Origin of the sequence: Leclercia sp. W6, assembly GCF_003336345.1 — a bacterium.
Taxonomy (GTDB): domain Bacteria; phylum Pseudomonadota; class Gammaproteobacteria; order Enterobacterales; family Enterobacteriaceae; genus Enterobacter.
Window position 1 is genome coordinate 4,596,495 of the sequence record NZ_CP031104.1, and the last position, 16,598, is coordinate 4,613,092.

At 56.7% G+C, this 16,598-nt stretch carries 15 protein-coding genes and 1 other RNA gene; 11 read left to right on the forward strand and 5 right to left on the reverse strand.

Annotated elements, in window-relative coordinates:
• Positions 1–96: 96 nt before the first annotated feature.
• Positions 97–756: a ribose-5-phosphate isomerase RpiA gene (gene rpiA, locus DVA43_RS22655; RefSeq protein ID WP_114317187.1), complete on the forward strand. Its 660-nt coding sequence runs from the start codon at positions 97–99 to the stop codon at positions 754–756.
• A 267-nt stretch (positions 757–1,023) separates the two neighbouring features.
• Positions 1,024–2,256: a phosphoglycerate dehydrogenase gene (gene serA, locus DVA43_RS22665; protein ID WP_114316845.1), complete on the forward strand. Its 1,233-nt coding sequence runs from the start codon at positions 1,024–1,026 to the stop codon at positions 2,254–2,256.
• A gap of 90 nt (positions 2,257–2,346) precedes the next feature.
• Here serA and DVA43_RS22675 read toward each other — a convergent pair whose 3' ends face one another.
• The 3 genes from DVA43_RS22675 to zapA all read right to left on the reverse strand — a co-directional run bounded on the left by DVA43_RS22675 (position 2,347) and on the right by zapA (position 3,523).
• Positions 2,347–2,943, reverse strand: a complete 597-nt coding sequence (locus tag DVA43_RS22675) for a 5-formyltetrahydrofolate cyclo-ligase (RefSeq protein ID WP_114316846.1) — start codon at positions 2,941–2,943, stop codon at positions 2,347–2,349.
• Between the two features lie 25 nt (positions 2,944–2,968).
• Positions 2,969–3,152, reverse strand: a non-coding RNA gene (gene ssrS / locus DVA43_RS22680) — 6S RNA.
• Between the two features lie 41 nt (positions 3,153–3,193).
• A complete protein-coding gene (zapA, locus tag DVA43_RS22685) occupies positions 3,194–3,523 on the reverse strand; it encodes a cell division protein ZapA (RefSeq protein ID WP_039029820.1) in 330 nt (109 codons plus the stop codon).
• 167 nt (positions 3,524–3,690) lie between these two features.
• Here zapA and DVA43_RS22695 point away from each other — a divergent pair, with 167 nt between their 5' ends.
• From DVA43_RS22695 to DVA43_RS22735, 8 genes are all read left to right on the forward strand, one after another.
• Positions 3,691–4,269, forward strand: coding sequence for a YecA family protein (locus tag DVA43_RS22695; RefSeq protein ID WP_139156297.1), 579 nt, complete (start codon positions 3,691–3,693; stop codon positions 4,267–4,269).
• Positions 4,270–4,290: 21 nt separating this feature from the next.
• Positions 4,291–5,604 carry a Xaa-Pro aminopeptidase gene (pepP, locus tag DVA43_RS22700; protein ID WP_114316847.1) on the forward strand — a complete coding sequence of 438 codons (1,314 nt, stop codon included), beginning with the start codon at positions 4,291–4,293 and terminating at the stop codon, positions 5,602–5,604.
• Positions 5,601–6,779 (forward strand): 2-octaprenyl-6-methoxyphenyl hydroxylase, encoded by a 1,179-nt coding sequence (gene ubiH, locus DVA43_RS22705; RefSeq protein WP_114316848.1) that lies wholly within the window; start codon positions 5,601–5,603, stop codon positions 6,777–6,779. Before pepP ends, ubiH begins: the two co-directional genes overlap by 4 nt.
• Before the next feature lie 12 nt (positions 6,780–6,791).
• Positions 6,792–7,994 (forward strand): FAD-dependent 2-octaprenylphenol hydroxylase, encoded by a 1,203-nt coding sequence (ubiI, locus tag DVA43_RS22710; protein WP_114316849.1) that lies wholly within the window; start codon positions 6,792–6,794, stop codon positions 7,992–7,994.
• Positions 7,995–8,420: 426 nt separating this feature from the next.
• Positions 8,421–9,515, forward strand: coding sequence for a glycine cleavage system aminomethyltransferase GcvT (gene gcvT / locus DVA43_RS22720; protein ID WP_114316851.1), 1,095 nt, complete (start codon positions 8,421–8,423; stop codon positions 9,513–9,515).
• A 23-nt stretch (positions 9,516–9,538) separates the two neighbouring features.
• Positions 9,539–9,928, forward strand: coding sequence for a glycine cleavage system protein GcvH (gcvH, locus tag DVA43_RS22725; protein ID WP_039029826.1), 390 nt, complete (start codon positions 9,539–9,541; stop codon positions 9,926–9,928).
• A gap of 127 nt (positions 9,929–10,055) precedes the next feature.
• A complete protein-coding gene (gene gcvP, locus DVA43_RS22730; RefSeq protein ID WP_114316852.1) occupies positions 10,056–12,929 on the forward strand; it encodes an aminomethyl-transferring glycine dehydrogenase in 2,874 nt (957 codons plus the stop codon).
• Between the two features lie 69 nt (positions 12,930–12,998).
• Positions 12,999–13,742, forward strand: coding sequence for an SDR family oxidoreductase (locus DVA43_RS22735; RefSeq protein WP_114316853.1), 744 nt, complete (start codon positions 12,999–13,001; stop codon positions 13,740–13,742).
• A gap of 78 nt (positions 13,743–13,820) precedes the next feature.
• Here DVA43_RS22735 and DVA43_RS22740 read toward each other — a convergent pair whose 3' ends face one another.
• Both DVA43_RS22740 and DVA43_RS22745 read right to left on the reverse strand, forming a co-directional pair.
• On the reverse strand, positions 13,821–15,254 hold the full coding sequence (locus DVA43_RS22740) for a 6-phospho-beta-glucosidase (protein WP_114316854.1): 1,434 nt from the start codon (positions 15,252–15,254) through the stop codon (positions 13,821–13,823).
• 114 nt (positions 15,255–15,368) lie between these two features.
• Positions 15,369–16,100 (reverse strand): MurR/RpiR family transcriptional regulator, encoded by a 732-nt coding sequence (locus DVA43_RS22745; RefSeq protein WP_114316855.1) that lies wholly within the window; start codon positions 16,098–16,100, stop codon positions 15,369–15,371.
• A gap of 52 nt (positions 16,101–16,152) precedes the next feature.
• On the opposite strand from DVA43_RS22745, the gene yqfB reads away from it, so the two are divergent.
• Positions 16,153–16,464: a N(4)-acetylcytidine aminohydrolase gene (gene yqfB, locus DVA43_RS22750; protein WP_114316856.1), complete on the forward strand. Its 312-nt coding sequence runs from the start codon at positions 16,153–16,155 to the stop codon at positions 16,462–16,464.
• Positions 16,465–16,598: the final 134 nt, after the last annotated feature.

The following is a 16,598-nucleotide window of genomic DNA, read 5'->3' on the forward strand; positions in this document are numbered from 1 at the left end:
GTTTGATACAGACGAAATTGGTGACCTTGCAGATCACATGGCGCAGGTGAATGCTCTATAATGCGCGTCACGCAAAATCACCACGGGCAAGAGATCATGACGCAGGATGAACTGAAAAAAGCAGTAGGATGGGCCGCTCTCCAGTATGTACAGCCGGGTACCATTGTCGGCGTGGGTACAGGGTCTACGGCAGCACACTTTATTGATGCACTGGGCACGATGAAAGGGCAGATCGAGGGCGCAGTTTCCAGCTCCGATGCATCCACGGAAAAGCTGAAAAGCCTGGGCATTACCGTTTTCGATCTGAATGAAGTCGACCGCCTGGGTATCTACGTTGATGGCGCGGATGAAATTAACGGTCATATGCAGATGATCAAAGGCGGCGGCGCGGCGCTGACGCGCGAAAAAATCATCGCCTCTGTTGCGGACAAGTTCATCTGTATCGCCGATGCTTCGAAGCAGGTGGATATCCTTGGCAAATTCCCGCTGCCGGTTGAAGTGATCCCGATGGCGCGCAGCGCGGTTGCCCGTGAGCTGGTCAAGCTGGGCGGACGCCCGGAATACCGTCAGGGCGTGGTGACGGACAACGGTAACGTGATTCTGGATGTTCACGGTCTGGAGATCCTCGACGCCGTGGCGCTGGAAAACGTTATCAATGGCCTGCCAGGCGTAGTAACTGTAGGGTTATTCGCCAACCGTGGCGCGGATGTCGCGCTGATTGGCACCGCCGAAGGCGTGAAAACCATCATGAAATGATCTGACGGGGGGAGCTTCCCCCCGCTAATTATTTTTGCAAAAGCGATATTTGGTGACTTGTGTCACATTTATAACCCTCCCCTGACGATCCTGCCGCTTTCCTCCTGCTCCACAGAATAATTCACTGCCAATTGCGGCTGTATGACATTTCTTCAGAGTGCCGACGCAAACGTTCATATTGCTGCAATAGTTTTTTTTGATATGTTGGCGGGAGTGGATTTCAATCCAGCACAACAACAGTTCAGACAATCAGACAGGGTCGGGGAAATGGCAAAGGTATCACTGGAGAAAGACAAGATTAAATTTCTGCTGGTCGAAGGGGTGCATCAGAAAGCACTGGATAGCCTTCGTGCGGCGGGTTACACCAACATCGAATTTCACAAAGGTGCACTGGATACCGAACAGCTGAAAGAGTCGATCCGTGATGCCCACTTCATCGGCCTGCGATCCCGTACCCACCTGACAGAAGAGGTTATTGCCGCGGCAGAAAAACTGGTGGCGATTGGCTGCTTCTGCATCGGCACCAACCAGGTCGATCTCAATGCTGCCGCGAAGCGCGGTATTCCGGTATTCAACGCGCCATTCTCCAACACCCGTTCCGTGGCGGAGCTGGTTATCGGCGAACTCCTGCTGCTGCTGCGCGGCATTCCTGAAGCCAACGCCAAAGCGCACCGCGGGATCTGGAATAAGCTGGCCTCCGGCTCTTTCGAAGCGCGCGGTAAAAAGCTGGGGATTATCGGTTACGGCCACATCGGCACGCAGCTGGGCATTCTCGCCGAATCGCTCGGGATGCACGTCTTCTTCTACGACATTGAAAGCAAACTGCCGCTGGGTAACGCCACCCAGGTTCAGCATCTCTCCGATCTGCTCAACATGAGCGACGTGGTGAGCCTGCACGTGCCGGAAAACGCCTCCACCAAAAACATGATGGGTGCGGAAGAGCTGGCGCTGATGAAGCCGGGCTCGCTGCTGATCAACGCCGCGCGCGGTACGGTGGTGGATATTCCTGCCCTGTGTGACGCCCTGAAAAGCAAACATCTGGCGGGGGCGGCCATTGACGTCTTCCCGACCGAGCCGGCGACCAACAGCGATCCATTCAGCTCGCCGCTGTGCGAGTTTGATAACGTGATCCTGACTCCGCACATTGGCGGCTCCACGCAGGAAGCGCAGGAAAATATCGGTCTTGAAGTGGCCGGTAAGCTGAGCAAATACTCCGACAACGGTTCCACCCTCTCTGCGGTCAACTTCCCGGAAGTCTCTCTGCCGCTGCACGGCGGACGCCGTCTGCTGCACATCCACGAAAACCGTCCGGGCGTGCTGACGGCCATTAACCAGATCTTCGCCGAGCAGGGGGTCAACATTGCCGCACAGTATCTGCAAACTAACGCGCAGATGGGTTATGTGGTTATCGATATCGAAGCGGATGAAGACGTTGCAGAGAAAGCGCTGCAGGGGATGAAAGCCATTCCGGGCACGATTCGCGCGCGTCTGCTTTACTGATTTAGTGCGGTCTGCTGCCCGGCGGCGCTTTGCTTGCCGGGCCTACGGATTGTGTAGGCCGGGTAAGGCGACGCCGCCACCCGGCTTTTTTCACCACTGCCAAATCCTGGACGGCGTCACCACCGCAGGCAGCGGGATGTCCCACTTCTCCACCGGTAACGTTTCCACGCCCTGACAATCATGCGCATAGCCTACGGGATGTAAACCGTACTGCTGCCAGTTTTGCAGAGTGCGATCGTAAAAACCCCCGCCCATGCCTAAGCGCTGGCCGCTCTCATCAAACGCCACCAGCGGCGTCACCAGCACGTCCAGCTGATCCAGCGGCAATACGTCGCGCACGTCCAGTTTCGGCTCGGTGATTTTCAGACGATTCACCACCAGTTCGCTGTGAGGATGGTAGTGCAGAAACAGGAGGTTACCTGGGCTAAAAGGGTGGAGTACCGGCAGATAGACCTTTTTCCCGGTTCGCCAGAGTTCATCAATCAGCGGCTGGGTATCCAGTTCGCCGTCAAAGGAGAGAAACAGGGCCACCGTGTGCGCCATGACCATAGGCGGATACGCCATCATGCGGGCCGCGGCTTGCTGCGCGAAATGGGCTTGCTGTTCAGGCGTTAGTGCTCTGCGTTGCTGACGAATAAACTGACGAATGTGTTGACGTGTGGCAGGAACTTCAGGAAGTTGCGTCATGGTAGTCGCTGGGTAGAAAGGTGAGGGAATCTCCGAGATGCCGCCGCAGGCTGTAACCCTTGAACCCTTGGTTCAAGGTGAATGTGTCGTCATGATTTTAAGGCTTCTCGGACGAACCGAGCATGCTCACCAACCATGGAGCGCCACATTCTTGTGGTATGAAATATCGGCTCAGGGGACTGGCCCGCATGCGAACATCTCAGAGAAATTTTTCCTTCAGGGTCACTCTACCATAGTAGACCATGAAGTGTTATTCAAAGTTTTGCCCCGGTCTGTCAGTAATGCGACCCTGATCAAGCAATGCCTGTTCAATGGTCTGCTGGAGCATTTTAATGCGTTGTTCCATGCTCGCCGCGTATTCGCGGGTCTTCGCTTTTTCCTGAGTCAGTTCATAACTGATGTTCAACGCGGCGATGAAAACCAGCTGCTCAGTATTTGTGACTCTAGTGCGTTCTTTTAAATCTTGCAACCGCTGATTCAAATCATCCGCAGCCTGATTCAAAGCATCCCTTTGTTCAGGCGGACAATTCACTCGCAGCGAACGGCCAAAAATTTGGATATCGACGGGTTGTGCAGACATGCCACCTTCCTGCTGTTTGACTGCGCTGCCTTCACACCCGATTCCGGGGGCTGCGAAGGGGCGACACTATAGCTACCCTGGTGCGCAGATACAAGCCCTATTCTGGTTCACCAGGGTCCAAAGTGGTAGCATACCATGAATATTCCTCCCAATGATGACGAATGCGCATGTCTATACAGAACGAAATGCCTGGCTACAACGACGTTAGCCAGTTACTGAACCAGCAGGGCGTGGGTTTAACACCTGCTGAAATGCACGGTCTGATCAGCGGGATGCTGTGTGGTGGAAACAACGACAGCTCATGGCTGCCGCTGGTTCACGACCTGACGAACGAAGGTCTGGCGTTTGGTCACGATCTGGCCCAGGCGTTGCGCAGTATGCATGGCGCAATCAGCGATGCGCTGGAAGATGACGGCTTCCTTTTTCAGCTTTATCTGCCTGATGGCGACGACGTCAGCGTGTTCGATCGCGCCGATGCGCTGGCCGGGTGGGTTAACCATTACCTGTTGGGGTTGGGCGTAACGCAGCCTAAACTTGAAAAGGTGACGGGCGAAGCCGGAGAAGCGATCGACGATCTGCGCAACATTGCACAGCTGGGCTACGACGAGGAAGAGGACCAGGAAGAGCTGGAAATGTCCCTCGAAGAGATCATTGAGTATGTGCGCGTCGCGTCGTTGCTCTGCCACGATACCTTTACGCGGACTCAGCCCACTGCGCCGGAAGTGCGCAAACCAACCTTACACTAATAACAACTACTGGAGGGTGTCATGACTCAGCAAGAGTACCTTCGTCGCCGTCAGGCGCTGCTGGCTACGATGCAGCCGGGAAGCGCCGCGCTGATATTTGCCGCACCGGAGGCCACGCGCAGTAACGATAGCGAATATCCGTATCGCCAGAGCAGTGATTTCTGGTACTTCACCGGCTTCAACGAGCCGGAGTCGGTACTGGTGCTGATTAAAAGTGATGACACCCACAACCACAGCGTGCTGTTTAATCGCGTCCGGGATCTCACCGCCGAGATCTGGTTTGGCCGTCGGCTGGGACAGCAGGCCGCGCCGGAAAAGCTGGGCGTGGATCGCGCCCTGGCGTTCAGCGAAATCAACGATCAGCTTTACCAGCTGCTCAATGGCCTGGATGTGGTTTACCACGCCCAGGGCGAATATGCGTATGCCGACGAGATTCTCTTTGCCGCGCTGGATAAGCTGCGTAAAGGCTCCCGGCAAAATCTGAAAGCGCCCGCAACGATCACCGACTGGCGTCCCGTTGTGCATGAACTGCGCCTGTTTAAATCGGCTGAAGAGCTGGAGGTGATGCGTCGTGCGGGTGAGATCAGCGCGCTGGCCCATACAAGGGCGATGGAAAAGTGCCGTCCGGGGATGTTCGAATATCAGCTGGAAGGGGAAATTCATCATGAGTTTTCCCGCCACGGCGCGCGCTATCCGGCCTACAACACCATTGTGGGCGGGGGTGAAAATGGCTGCATTCTTCACTACACCGAAAACGAGTCCGAACTGCGGGATGGCGATCTGGTGCTGATTGATGCCGGATGTGAATTTAAAGGCTATGCCGGGGATATCACCCGTACCTTCCCGGTGAACGGTAAATTTACCCCAGCCCAACGCGCCATTTACGACATCGTTCTGCACTCGCTGGACACTGCGCTGATGCTGTTCCGCCCCGGCACCTCTATTCAGGAAGTCACCGGCGAAGTGGTGCGCATTATGGTCAGCGGACTGGTGGATCTGGGTATCCTGCAGGGCGATGTCGATCAGCTGATTGCTGAGAACGCGCACCGTTCCTTCTTTATGCATGGCCTGAGCCACTGGCTGGGGCTGGATGTGCATGATGTGGGTGCCTATGGCCCGGAACGTTCCCGCGTGCTGGAACCCGGCATGGTGCTGACCGTTGAGCCGGGACTCTATATCGCACCGGATGCTGATGTGCCCGCGGAGTATCGCGGCATCGGCATTCGTATCGAAGACGACATCGTTATCACCGAAACTGGCAACGAAAACCTCACCGCATCGGTGGTGAAAAATGCCGACGAGATCGAGGCGCTGATGGCGGCGGCACGCGCATGAGTATCATCATCGTTGGCGGAGGCATGACGGGAGCGACGCTGGCGCTGACCCTCTCTTCCCTGACCCAGGGTAAGCTGCCGATCCATCTTATCGAAGCGGTTGCGCCGCAGTCGACGGGCCATCCGGGATTTGACGGACGCGCTATCGCCCTGGCGCAGGGCACCTGCCAGCAGCTCGCGCGTAGCGGCATCTGGCAGGCGATTGCCGATTGCGCCACGGCCATCGAAACCGTTCATGTCAGCGACCGGGGTCATGCCGGGTTTGTTACTCTCGAGGCACAGGATTACCGCATTGATGCGCTGGGGCAGGTGGTTGAACTGCACGATGTGGGCCTGCGCCTGTTCCGTCTGCTAAAGGATGCCCCAGGCGTGACGCTGCATTGCCCGGCGCGCGTGGAGCATTTTACCCGCAGCGAAACCTCAGTCAGCGTTACGCTGGATGATGGTACGACCCTTGAGGGACAACTGCTGGTGGCAGCCGACGGCTCCCGTTCGGCGCTCGGCCAGCAGTGCGGGATCCAGTGGCAACAGCAGCCCTATCATCAGCTGGCGGTGATTGCCAACGTCGCCACCGCCGAGCCGCACCGTGGTCGCGCTTTTGAACGTTTTACCCAACATGGCCCGCTGGCTATGCTGCCGATGTCGCAGGGGCGCAGCTCGCTGGTCTGGTGCCATTCGCTGGAGAGTGCGGACGACGTGCAGAGCTGGTCTGATGAACGCTTCTGCACCGAACTGCAAAAAGCCTTTGGCTGGCGGCTGGGGCGGATCACCCATGCGGGCAAGCGTTCGGTCTATCCCCTGGCCTTAACCACGGCGTCGCAATCTGTCTCCCATCGCGTCGCGCTGGTGGGCAATGCGGCACAGACGTTACATCCCATCGCCGGACAGGGCTTTAACCTCGGGCTGCGCGATGTCATGAGCCTCGCCGAAACCCTGGCCCAGGCATTTGCGCAACAGCAGGATTGCGGGGCATATCCGGTGTTATGCCACTACCAGAAGCGTCGCCAGGCAGATAAAGCGGCGACGATCGGCGTAACCGACGGGCTGGTGCATCTGTTTGCCAATCGCTGGGCGCCGCTGGTAGCGGGACGTAACGCCGGGTTAATGGCGATGGAACTATTTATTCCGGCACGTGATGTGCTGGCACAGAGGACGCTTGGTTGGGTCGCTCGCTAAGGAGTAAACAAAGTGCAGAATGTTGATGTCGCCATTGTCGGTGGCGGAATGGTAGGACTGGCGCTGGCCTGCGGTCTGCAGGGGAGCGGTCTGCGCGTGGCGGTGCTGGAGCAGAAACAGCCGCAGCCTGTCGCTCCCGATGCGCCGCCTGAGCTACGCGTTTCGGCGATCAACGCCGCCAGTGAAAAGCTGCTGACCCGCGTTGGCGTCTGGTCAGAGATTATCGCCCAGCGCGCCAGCTGCTATCACGGCATGGAAGTGTGGGATAAAGACAGCTTCGGGCATATCGCTTTCGATGATGAGAGCATGGGCTACAGCCATCTCGGCCATATCATCGAAAACGCGGTGATCCATCATGCCTTGTGGCAGAAAGCGCAGCAGTGCAGCGACGTCACGCTGATCGCCCCCGCGCAGCTGCAGCAGGTGGCCTGGGGTGAAAACGATGCCTTTATTACCCTGCAAAGTGGCGACATGCTGACCGCGCGTCTGGTGGTCGGGGCCGATGGTGCCAACTCCTGGTTGCGCAACAAAGCCGACATACCCCTGACGTACTGGGACTACCGCCATCATGCCCTGGTCGCCACCATCAGGACGGCGGAACCGCACCAGGCGGTGGCCCGGCAGATCTTCCATAACGACGGCATTCTGGCCTTCCTGCCCCTCAGCGATCCGCATCTCTGTTCCATCGTCTGGTCGCTTTCCCCTGAGAAGGCGCAGCAGATGCAGGAGGCGTCAGCCGAAGAATTTAATCAGGCCCTGTGCGTGGCCTTTGATAACCGGCTGGGGCTCTGCACCGTCGAAAGCGAGCGTCAGGTATTCCCGTTAACCGGTCGCTATGCGCGCCAGTTTGCCGCCCATCGTCTGGCGCTGGTGGGCGACGCGGCGCACACCATTCATCCGCTGGCCGGGCAGGGGGTAAACCTGGGCTTTATGGATGCCGCCGAGCTGGTGAATGAACTGCGCCGCCTCCATCGTGAAGGCAAAGATATCGGTCAGCATCTTTACCTGCGCCGGTACGAGCGTAGCCGTAAGCACAGCGCGGCAATGATGCTGGCGGGAATGCAGGGCTTCCGCGAACTCTTTGCCGGTGCCAACCCGGCGAAAAAACTGCTGCGCGATCTCGGCCTGAAACTGGCTGACACCCTCCCGGGCGTTAAACCACAACTTCTGCGTCAGGCGATGGGTCTTAACGACCTGCCGGACTGGCTACGCTAATTTAGAACTCCATCACACTTTATTCTCCCGGCCTGTAGGCCGGGGGATCTCCCTCGTTTGAAATAATCTAATTTCACCGCCTTTTTCGCATTAGATTAACTAATCTGACTATTTTTATGTTACGGAAATTTCGCGCATTTTTCCGCAGTAAATATCACTCCCTGCTAAATCCTCTCTTATTGCCTTTGCGTTTGTGCGGAATGATTCGCATTTTTGCAGTGAATAATTCTGTACGCTTTGCTGGCTTTTGACCATAAGCTAATGTGATGACCCACTTTGCCTTATGGTTAACCACCGTTTTCGGTGGTAAGTTCAGGTAAAAGAGAACGTTTGCGTCGGTGTCCGGGAGCGATGCCGATGCCGGGTTTCGTGGTGAATTTTTCGCCATGAAACGCAAGACAGCCCAGCTCATTCAACGAGGATAAGATGGCTCAACAGACGCCTTTGTATGAACAACACACCTTATGCGGTGCACGCATGGTCGATTTCCATGGCTGGATGATGCCGCTGCATTACGGTTCGCAGATTGATGAGCATCATGCGGTGCGCACCGATGCCGGTATGTTCGACGTCTCTCACATGACCATTGTCGATCTGCACGGCAGCCGCACCCGGGAGTTTCTGCGTTATCTGCTGGCAAACGACGTCGCCAAACTGAAGACGCCGGGTAAAGCGCTCTATAGCGGCATGCTGAATGCCTCCGGCGGCGTTATTGACGACCTGATTGTCTATTACCTCTCTGAAGATTTCTTCCGCCTCGTTGTAAACTCCGCCACCCGCGAAAAAGACCTCTCCTGGATCACCCAACACGCTGAACCTTACGGCATCGACATCACCGTACGTGACGACCTGTCGCTGATCGCGGTGCAGGGACCAAATGCCCAGGCGAAAGCCGCCTCCCTGTTTAATGACGAACAGCGTAAAGCCACCGAAGGCATGAAGCCGTTCTTTGGCGTGCAGGCGGGCGATCTCTTTGTGGCGACCACCGGCTACACCGGTGAAGCGGGCTATGAAATTGCGATGCCGAACGAAAAAGCGGCTGACTTCTGGCGTGCGCTGGTGGAAGCGGGCGTTAAGCCGGCAGGTCTGGGCGCGCGCGATACGCTGCGTCTGGAAGCCGGTATGAATTTATATGGCCAGGAGATGGACGAAGGGGTCTCTCCGCTGGCGGCTAACATGGGCTGGACCATTGCCTGGGAACCAGCCGATCGCGACTTTATCGGTCGTGAAGTGCTGGAACAGCAGCGCGAGAAGGGCACCGAACAGCTGGTTGGCCTGGTGATGACCGAGAAAGGCGTCCTGCGCGGCGAGCTGCCGGTACGTTTCACCGATGCCAGTGGCAACCACTGCGAAGGCATTATCACCAGCGGCACCTTCTCCCCGACGCTGGGTTACAGTATTGCGCTGGCGCGTGTGCCGGCGGGCATTGGCGAGACGGCCGTGGTGCAGATCCGCAACCGCGAAATGCCGGTCCGCGTGACCAAACCGATTTTTGTTCGCGCCGGTAAACCGGTCGCCTAATTATTTTTATCAGGAGAAATTCAATGAGCAATGTGCCAGCAGAACTGAAATACAGCAAAGAACACGAGTGGCTGCGCAAAGAAGCCGACGGCACCTATACCGTTGGGATCACCGAACATGCTCAGGAGCTGTTAGGTGACATGGTCTTCGTGGATCTGCCGGAAGTGGGCGCGACCGTGACCGCCGGCGACGACTGTGCCGTAGCGGAATCTGTTAAAGCCGCTTCTGATATCTATGCGCCAGTGGGCGGTGAAATCGTGGCGGTTAACGACGCCCTGAGCGACTCCCCGGAGCTGGTCAACAGCGAGCCTTACGGCGAAGGCTGGATCTTCAAAATCAAAGCCAGTGACGAAGCGGAAGTTGCCGCCCTGCTGGATGCCACCGCGTACGAAGCCTTACTGGAAGACGAATAAGGTTGTGCCGGATGGCGCTGCGCTTATCCGGCCTCCAGAACAGCGTAGGCCCGGTAAGCGTTAGCGCCACCGGGCAACAGAGTTACAGACAACTACGATTCACTGCACGTTTCAGGAACCATCGCTCATGACACAGACTTTAAGCCAGCTTGAAAACCGTGGCGCCTTCATCGAACGTCACATTGGGCCGGATGCTCAGCAACAGCAGGAGATGCTGAAGACGGTTGGCGCGGATTCGCTCAACGCCTTGATCGGCCAGATTGTGCCAAAGGATATTCAGCTCGACACGCCGCCGCAGGTGGGGGAATCGACCACTGAATATGCCGCCCTGGCGGAACTGAAAGGCATTGCCAGCCTGAACAAGCGCTTTAAGTCTTACATTGGCATGGGCTATACCAACGTGCAGTTGCCGCCGGTGATCCTGCGCAACATGCTGGAAAACCCGGGTTGGTACACCGCCTACACCCCTTATCAGCCGGAAGTCTCTCAGGGCCGTCTGGAAGCGCTGCTCAACTTCCAGCAGGTGACGCTGGATCTGACCGGTCTGGATATCGCCTCTGCCTCGCTGCTGGATGAAGCCACTGCCGCCGCAGAAGCGATGGCGATGGCAAAACGCGTCAGCAAACTGAAAGGCGCAAACCGCTTCTTCGTCGCAGCCGACGTTCATCCGCAAACCCTCGACGTGGTACGTACCCGTGCAGAGACCTTTGGCTTTGAGGTGATCGTTGATGATGCCGATAAAGTGCTGGATCACCAGGATGTGTTCGGCGTGCTGTTGCAGCAGGTTGGCACCACCGGTGAAGTGCACGATTACGCCAAACTGATTGCCGAGCTAAAAGGGCGCAAAATTGTCGTCAGCGTGGCGGCCGATTTTATGGCGCTGGTGCTGTTAACCGCCCCGGGCAAACAGGGTGCGGATATCGTCTTCGGCTCCGCGCAACGCTTCGGCGTACCGATGGGCTACGGCGGCCCGCACGCGGCCTTCTTCGCCGCTAAAGATGAATTCAAACGCTCCATGCCAGGCCGTATTATTGGCGTATCGAAAGATGCCGCCGGCAACACCGCCCTGCGCATGGCGATGCAGACTCGCGAGCAGCACATCCGCCGTGAGAAAGCGAACTCCAACATCTGTACCTCTCAGGTACTGCTGGCCAATATCGCCAGCCTTTATGCGGTCTTCCATGGCCCGGTTGGCCTGAAGCGTATCGCCAGCCGCATTCATCGCCTGGCCGATATTCTCGCCTGTGGCCTGCAGCAGAAAGGTCAAAAACTGCGTCACGCCCACTTCTTCGATACCCTGTGCGTTGACGTGGCCGACAAAGCTGCCGTGCTGGCACGCGCAGAAGCGGCAGAGATTAACCTGCGCAGCGATATCCTGAATGCGGTCAGCATCACCCTGGATGAGACCACCACCCGTGACGATCTACAGGTGCTGTTTAACGTCCTGCTGGATGAAGACCACGGTCTGGACGTGGATACCCTCGATAAAGAGGTGGCGCACGACAGCCGCTCCATTCAGGCGAGCATGCTGCGCGATGACGCGATCCTGACGCATCCGGTCTTTAATCGCTATCACAGCGAAACCGAGATGATGCGCTATATGCACTCTCTGGAGCGCAAAGATCTGGCCCTGAATCAGGCGATGATCCCGCTGGGCTCCTGCACCATGAAGCTGAACGCCGCCGCCGAGATGATCCCCATCACCTGGCCGGAATTCGCTGAACTGCACCCATTCTGCCCGGCCGATCAGGCGGAAGGGTACCACCAGATGATCAACCAGCTCTCCGACTGGCTGGTGAAACTGACCGGCTACGACGCCCTCTGCATGCAGCCAAACTCCGGCGCCCAGGGTGAATACGCAGGTCTGCTGGCGATCCGCCATTACCACGAGAGCCGTAACGAAGGGCATCGCGATATCTGCCTGATCCCAAGCTCCGCCCACGGCACCAACCCGGCATCGGCCCAGATGGCAGGGATGGAAGTGGTGGTGGTGGCCTGCGATAAAAACGGCAACATCGACCTGGCTGACCTACGTGCGAAAGCGGAACAGACCGGCGATAAGCTCTCCTGCATCATGGTCACCTATCCGTCCACTCACGGCGTGTATGAAGAGACCATCCGCGAAGTGTGCGAAATTGTGCACCAGTATGGCGGCCAGGTTTACCTTGATGGGGCCAACATGAACGCCCAGGTGGGGATCACCACGCCAGGCTTTATCGGCGCGGACGTGTCGCACCTGAACCTGCATAAAACCTTCTGCATTCCGCACGGCGGTGGCGGTCCGGGTATGGGCCCAATCGGTGTGAAAGCGCACCTGGCGCCGTTTGTTCCGGGCCACAGCGTGGTGCAGATCGAAGGCATGCTGACCCGTCAGGGCGCGGTCTCTGCGGCACCGTTCGGCAGCGCCTCTATTCTGCCAATCAGCTGGATGTATATCCGCATGATGGGCGCGGAAGGGCTGAAGCAGGCCAGCCAGGTGGCGATCCTGAATGCCAACTACATCGCGACGCGTCTGAAAGATGCCTATCCGGTGCTCTACACCGGCCGTGATGGTCGCGTGGCGCACGAGTGCATCCTCGATATTCGTCCTCTGAAAGAAGAGACTGGTATTAGTGAACTGGATATCGCCAAGCGTCTGATCGACTACGGCTTCCACGCCCCGACCATGTCGTTCCCGGTTGCGGGTACGCTGATGGTTGAACCAACTGAGTCCGAAAGCAAAGTTGAGCTGGACCGCTTTATTGATGCGATGCTGGCGATCCGCAGCGAAATCGACCGCGTGAAGGCCGGTGAGTGGACCCTGGAAGATAACCCGCTGGTTAACGCGCCGCATACCCAGAACGAACTGGTGGCGGAGTGGAACCACGGTTACACCCGCGAACTGGCGGTCTTCCCGGCAGGCGTAGCCAACAAGTACTGGCCGACCGTGAAGCGTCTTGATGACGTTTACGGCGACCGTAACCTGTTCTGCTCCTGTGTGCCGATGAGCGAATACCAGTAATCTTTCTGTCATACTGTAGGCCGGGTAAGCGTCAGCGCCACCCGGCTTTTTTTTATCCGGAGGTTGTAGATGGCAATCGCATTAGTCACCGGCGCCAGCCGTGGGATTGGCAAAGCGACGGCGCTTGAACTGGCGCGTGTGGGTTATAACGTGGCGGTGAATTATCACCACAACATCAGCGCCGCCACCGACGTGATCAATCAGATTATAGAAGAGGGCGGCAGAGCCTTTGCCCTGCGCGCGGATATCAGCGACGAAGCGCAGGTCATGGCGATGTTCGACAGCCTCGATCGCGAAGGGGAGCCCCTCGCCGCGCTGGTCAACAACGCCGGGATTCTCTTCGAGCAGAGCACCATTGAGAACCTCTCCGCCGAGCGGATTAACCGCGTGTTGGCCACTAACGTGACCGGGTATTTCCTCTGCTGCCGTGAGGCGGTGAAGCGCATGGCGCTGAAGCATGGCGGGAAAGGCGGGGCGATTGTAAACGTCTCTTCTGCGGCCTCGCGACTCGGCGCGCCGGGGGAATATGTCGATTATGCAGCCTCGAAAGGGGCGGTGGACTCCCTGACGACCGGACTGTCGCTGGAAGTGGCGGCCCAGGGCATCCGGGTGAACTGTGTCCGTCCGGGGCTGATCTACACCGACATTCATGCCTCCGGCGGTGAACCGGGGCGGGTGGATCGGGTGAAGTCGATGCTGCCGATGCAGCGCGGCGGCCAGCCGGAAGAGGTGGCGCAGGCGATTGTCTGGCTGCTGAGCGAGAAAGCCTCGTACGTGACGGGCAGTTTTATTGAGTTAGCGGGCGGGAAGTAACGCCCGGTGGCGCTACGCTTACCGGGCCTACGATCGCTGTAGGCCGGTGCAAACGCAGCGCCGCCCGGCAATGCCGGATTAAAGCGTCTCGCCGTTGCTGGCGATCACTTTTTTGTACCACTCAAAGCTCTTCTTACGCGAACGGGACATGTCGCCGGTGCCGTCGTCGTGCTTGTTCACATAGATAAAGCCGTAACGTTTGCTGTACTGGCCGGTGGTGAACGACACGCAGTCGATGCAGCCCCACGGGGTGTAGCCCATCAGATCCACACCATCGTAAGTGACCGCTTTCATCATCTCTTCCACGTGCGCGCGCAGGTAGTCGATGCGGTAGTCATCATTGATGCTGCCGTCCTGTTCCACTTTGTCGTACGCGCCAAAGCCGTTTTCCACGATAAACAGCGGTTTCTGATAGCGCTCATAGAGTTCGCACAGGGAGTAACGCAGGCCCACCGGGTCAATCTGCCAGCCCCAGTCGGACGCTTTCACGTGCGGGTTCGGCACGCTGCCTTCAAAGCCGGAGATCGCATCGCCGGTGCCGCCTTCCGCTTTCACCGCGTTGGTCATGTAATAGCTGAAGCCCAGATAGTCGCAGGTGCCTTCACGCAGGATCTGCTCGTCGCCCGGTTCCATATTGATGGTGAAACCGCGGCGCTCCCACTCATTCAGCACGTAGGACGGGTAGTAACCCCGCAGCTGCACGTCGGTAAAGACATAGCGTTCACGCATCGATTCCTGGGCAAACATCACATCTTCTGGTTTGCAGGAGAACGGATAGAGCGCCACCATCGCCAGCATACAGCCGACTTTCATTTCCGGGTTGATGCGACGGGCGGCTTTCACCGCCAGGGCGCTGGCCACGAACTGGTGATGCAGCACCTGGTACATGGTCTCTTCCGGGTTTTGATGCTCGGTATAGACCACGCCGGAGCAGCAGTAGCCGAACAGCGGCGCGCGCCAGTTACGCTGGTTGTTGATTTCGTTGAAGGTCATCCAGTACTTGACCTTGCTCTTGTAGCGCTCAAAGACCACTTCAGCGAAGTTGACGAAGAAATCGACCACCTTACGGTTGGTCCAGCCGCCGTACTCCTGCACCAGGTGCAGCGGCATTTCGAAGTGGGAGAGGGTGATGACCGGCTCGATGTTGTATTTCAGCAGCTCATCGAACATGTCATCGTAAAACTTCAGCCCCTCTTCGTTGGGCTGGGTTTCGTCACCTTTCGGAAAGATACGGGTCCAGGCGATGGAGGTGCGGAAGCATTTGAAACCCATCTCGGCAAACAGCTTGATATCTTCTTTATAGTGACCGTGGAAGTCGATGGCCTCGTGGTTAGGGTAGTATTTGCCCTCAACCACCTCCTGGGTGATTTCACGCGGTACGCCGTGCGCGCCGCCGGTCAGCACGTCACAAATGCTCGGGCCTTTGCCGCCTTTGTTCCAGCCGCCTTCAACCTGATGCGCCGCAACCGCGCCGCCCCATAAAAAGTCTTTTGGTAAGGTGAGTTTTTTCATCTTTGCTAATCTCATTTATTGCTATTGTTTTTGAGTCTAACAAAGGGGAATAAAATGTCACGATATAACAATTCGTGAGAGTTGTAATATGTCACACCGAAAAAACAGGGTGTTTTATTCCGTTAATTTCTTCGCCAGTTTGCGCCCCAGCGATTCAAGAATATAAATCACCGGAATCTGCGTGGTAATATCGTAGACGCCACCAATGCGGGTTTGCGGCACGTGCCAGGAGAGATTGAAGTCCGCCAGCTTCGCCAGTCGCGAATGTTCGTGGCTGGTAATGGAGAGTACCTTGCAGTGATGCAGGCTGAACTGGCTGGCGAAGCGCAGGATCTCTTCGGTTTCGCCCGAGACTGAGAGCACAATCGCCAGCGCGTTTTTCGCCATATCGTTGGTGACCGGGAAATAAGGGTCGTCGATATGGTTGCTGAATTTTCCAATATTGGAAAAGAACCGTGCGCCATATTTTGCCAGCGAACCTGAGGTGCCAGCGCCGACAAATATAATACGCTCTGAGGATAATATAATATCCACGGCGTTATTTAATAGCGCGTCAAATTCGTCGTTGTTTACGCTTTTGAAAAAACTGATAATCTCACTGGCACCAAAATTAGCCTGCTGCGGTTCGTTTTGCTCAAGATATAATTTAAACCGCACGCGGAACTCCGAATAGCCATCGCAGTTTAACTTGCGGCAAAAGCGCAGCACGGTGGTGGTGGAGACCCCCGCCGCATCCGCCAGTTCGCGAATGGTCATGTACATTACCCGATCGCGGTTTTTAATGACGGTGTTGTAGACCATCATCTCCAGGTTGTTGAGGCTGGCAATGGCGGAATGGGAGAACATGCTCACTGGGGCTAAACTCACTCATCAGACTTCATCTTCAGGGAATAATAACATGCAGCCAAACGACATTACTTTTTTTCAGCGCTTTCAGGATGACATTCTGGCCGGACGTAAGACCATTACTCTCCGCGATGAAAGCGAATCACATTTCAAAGCGGGCGATGTGCTGCGGGTGGGGCGTTATGAAGATGACGGCTACTTCTGCACCATTGAGGTTACAGGCACGTCGACGGTCACGCTCGATACGCTGAGTGAAAAACATGCTCAACAGGAGAACATGTCCCTGGACGAACTGAAGCGGGTAATTACAGACATTTACCCGGACCAGCATCAGTTTTATGTCATTGAATTTAAATGCCTTTGAGTTTTTGTGTGAACGGTCGTTAGCCGAAATAACTTCTCAACCTTATGATTGTAATAAATAAATTTTAAACTGATATTTATTTTAGCGAACAGGTGTTCACTGGAATCATTCTCAGTTAGCATAGACAGCGAGAC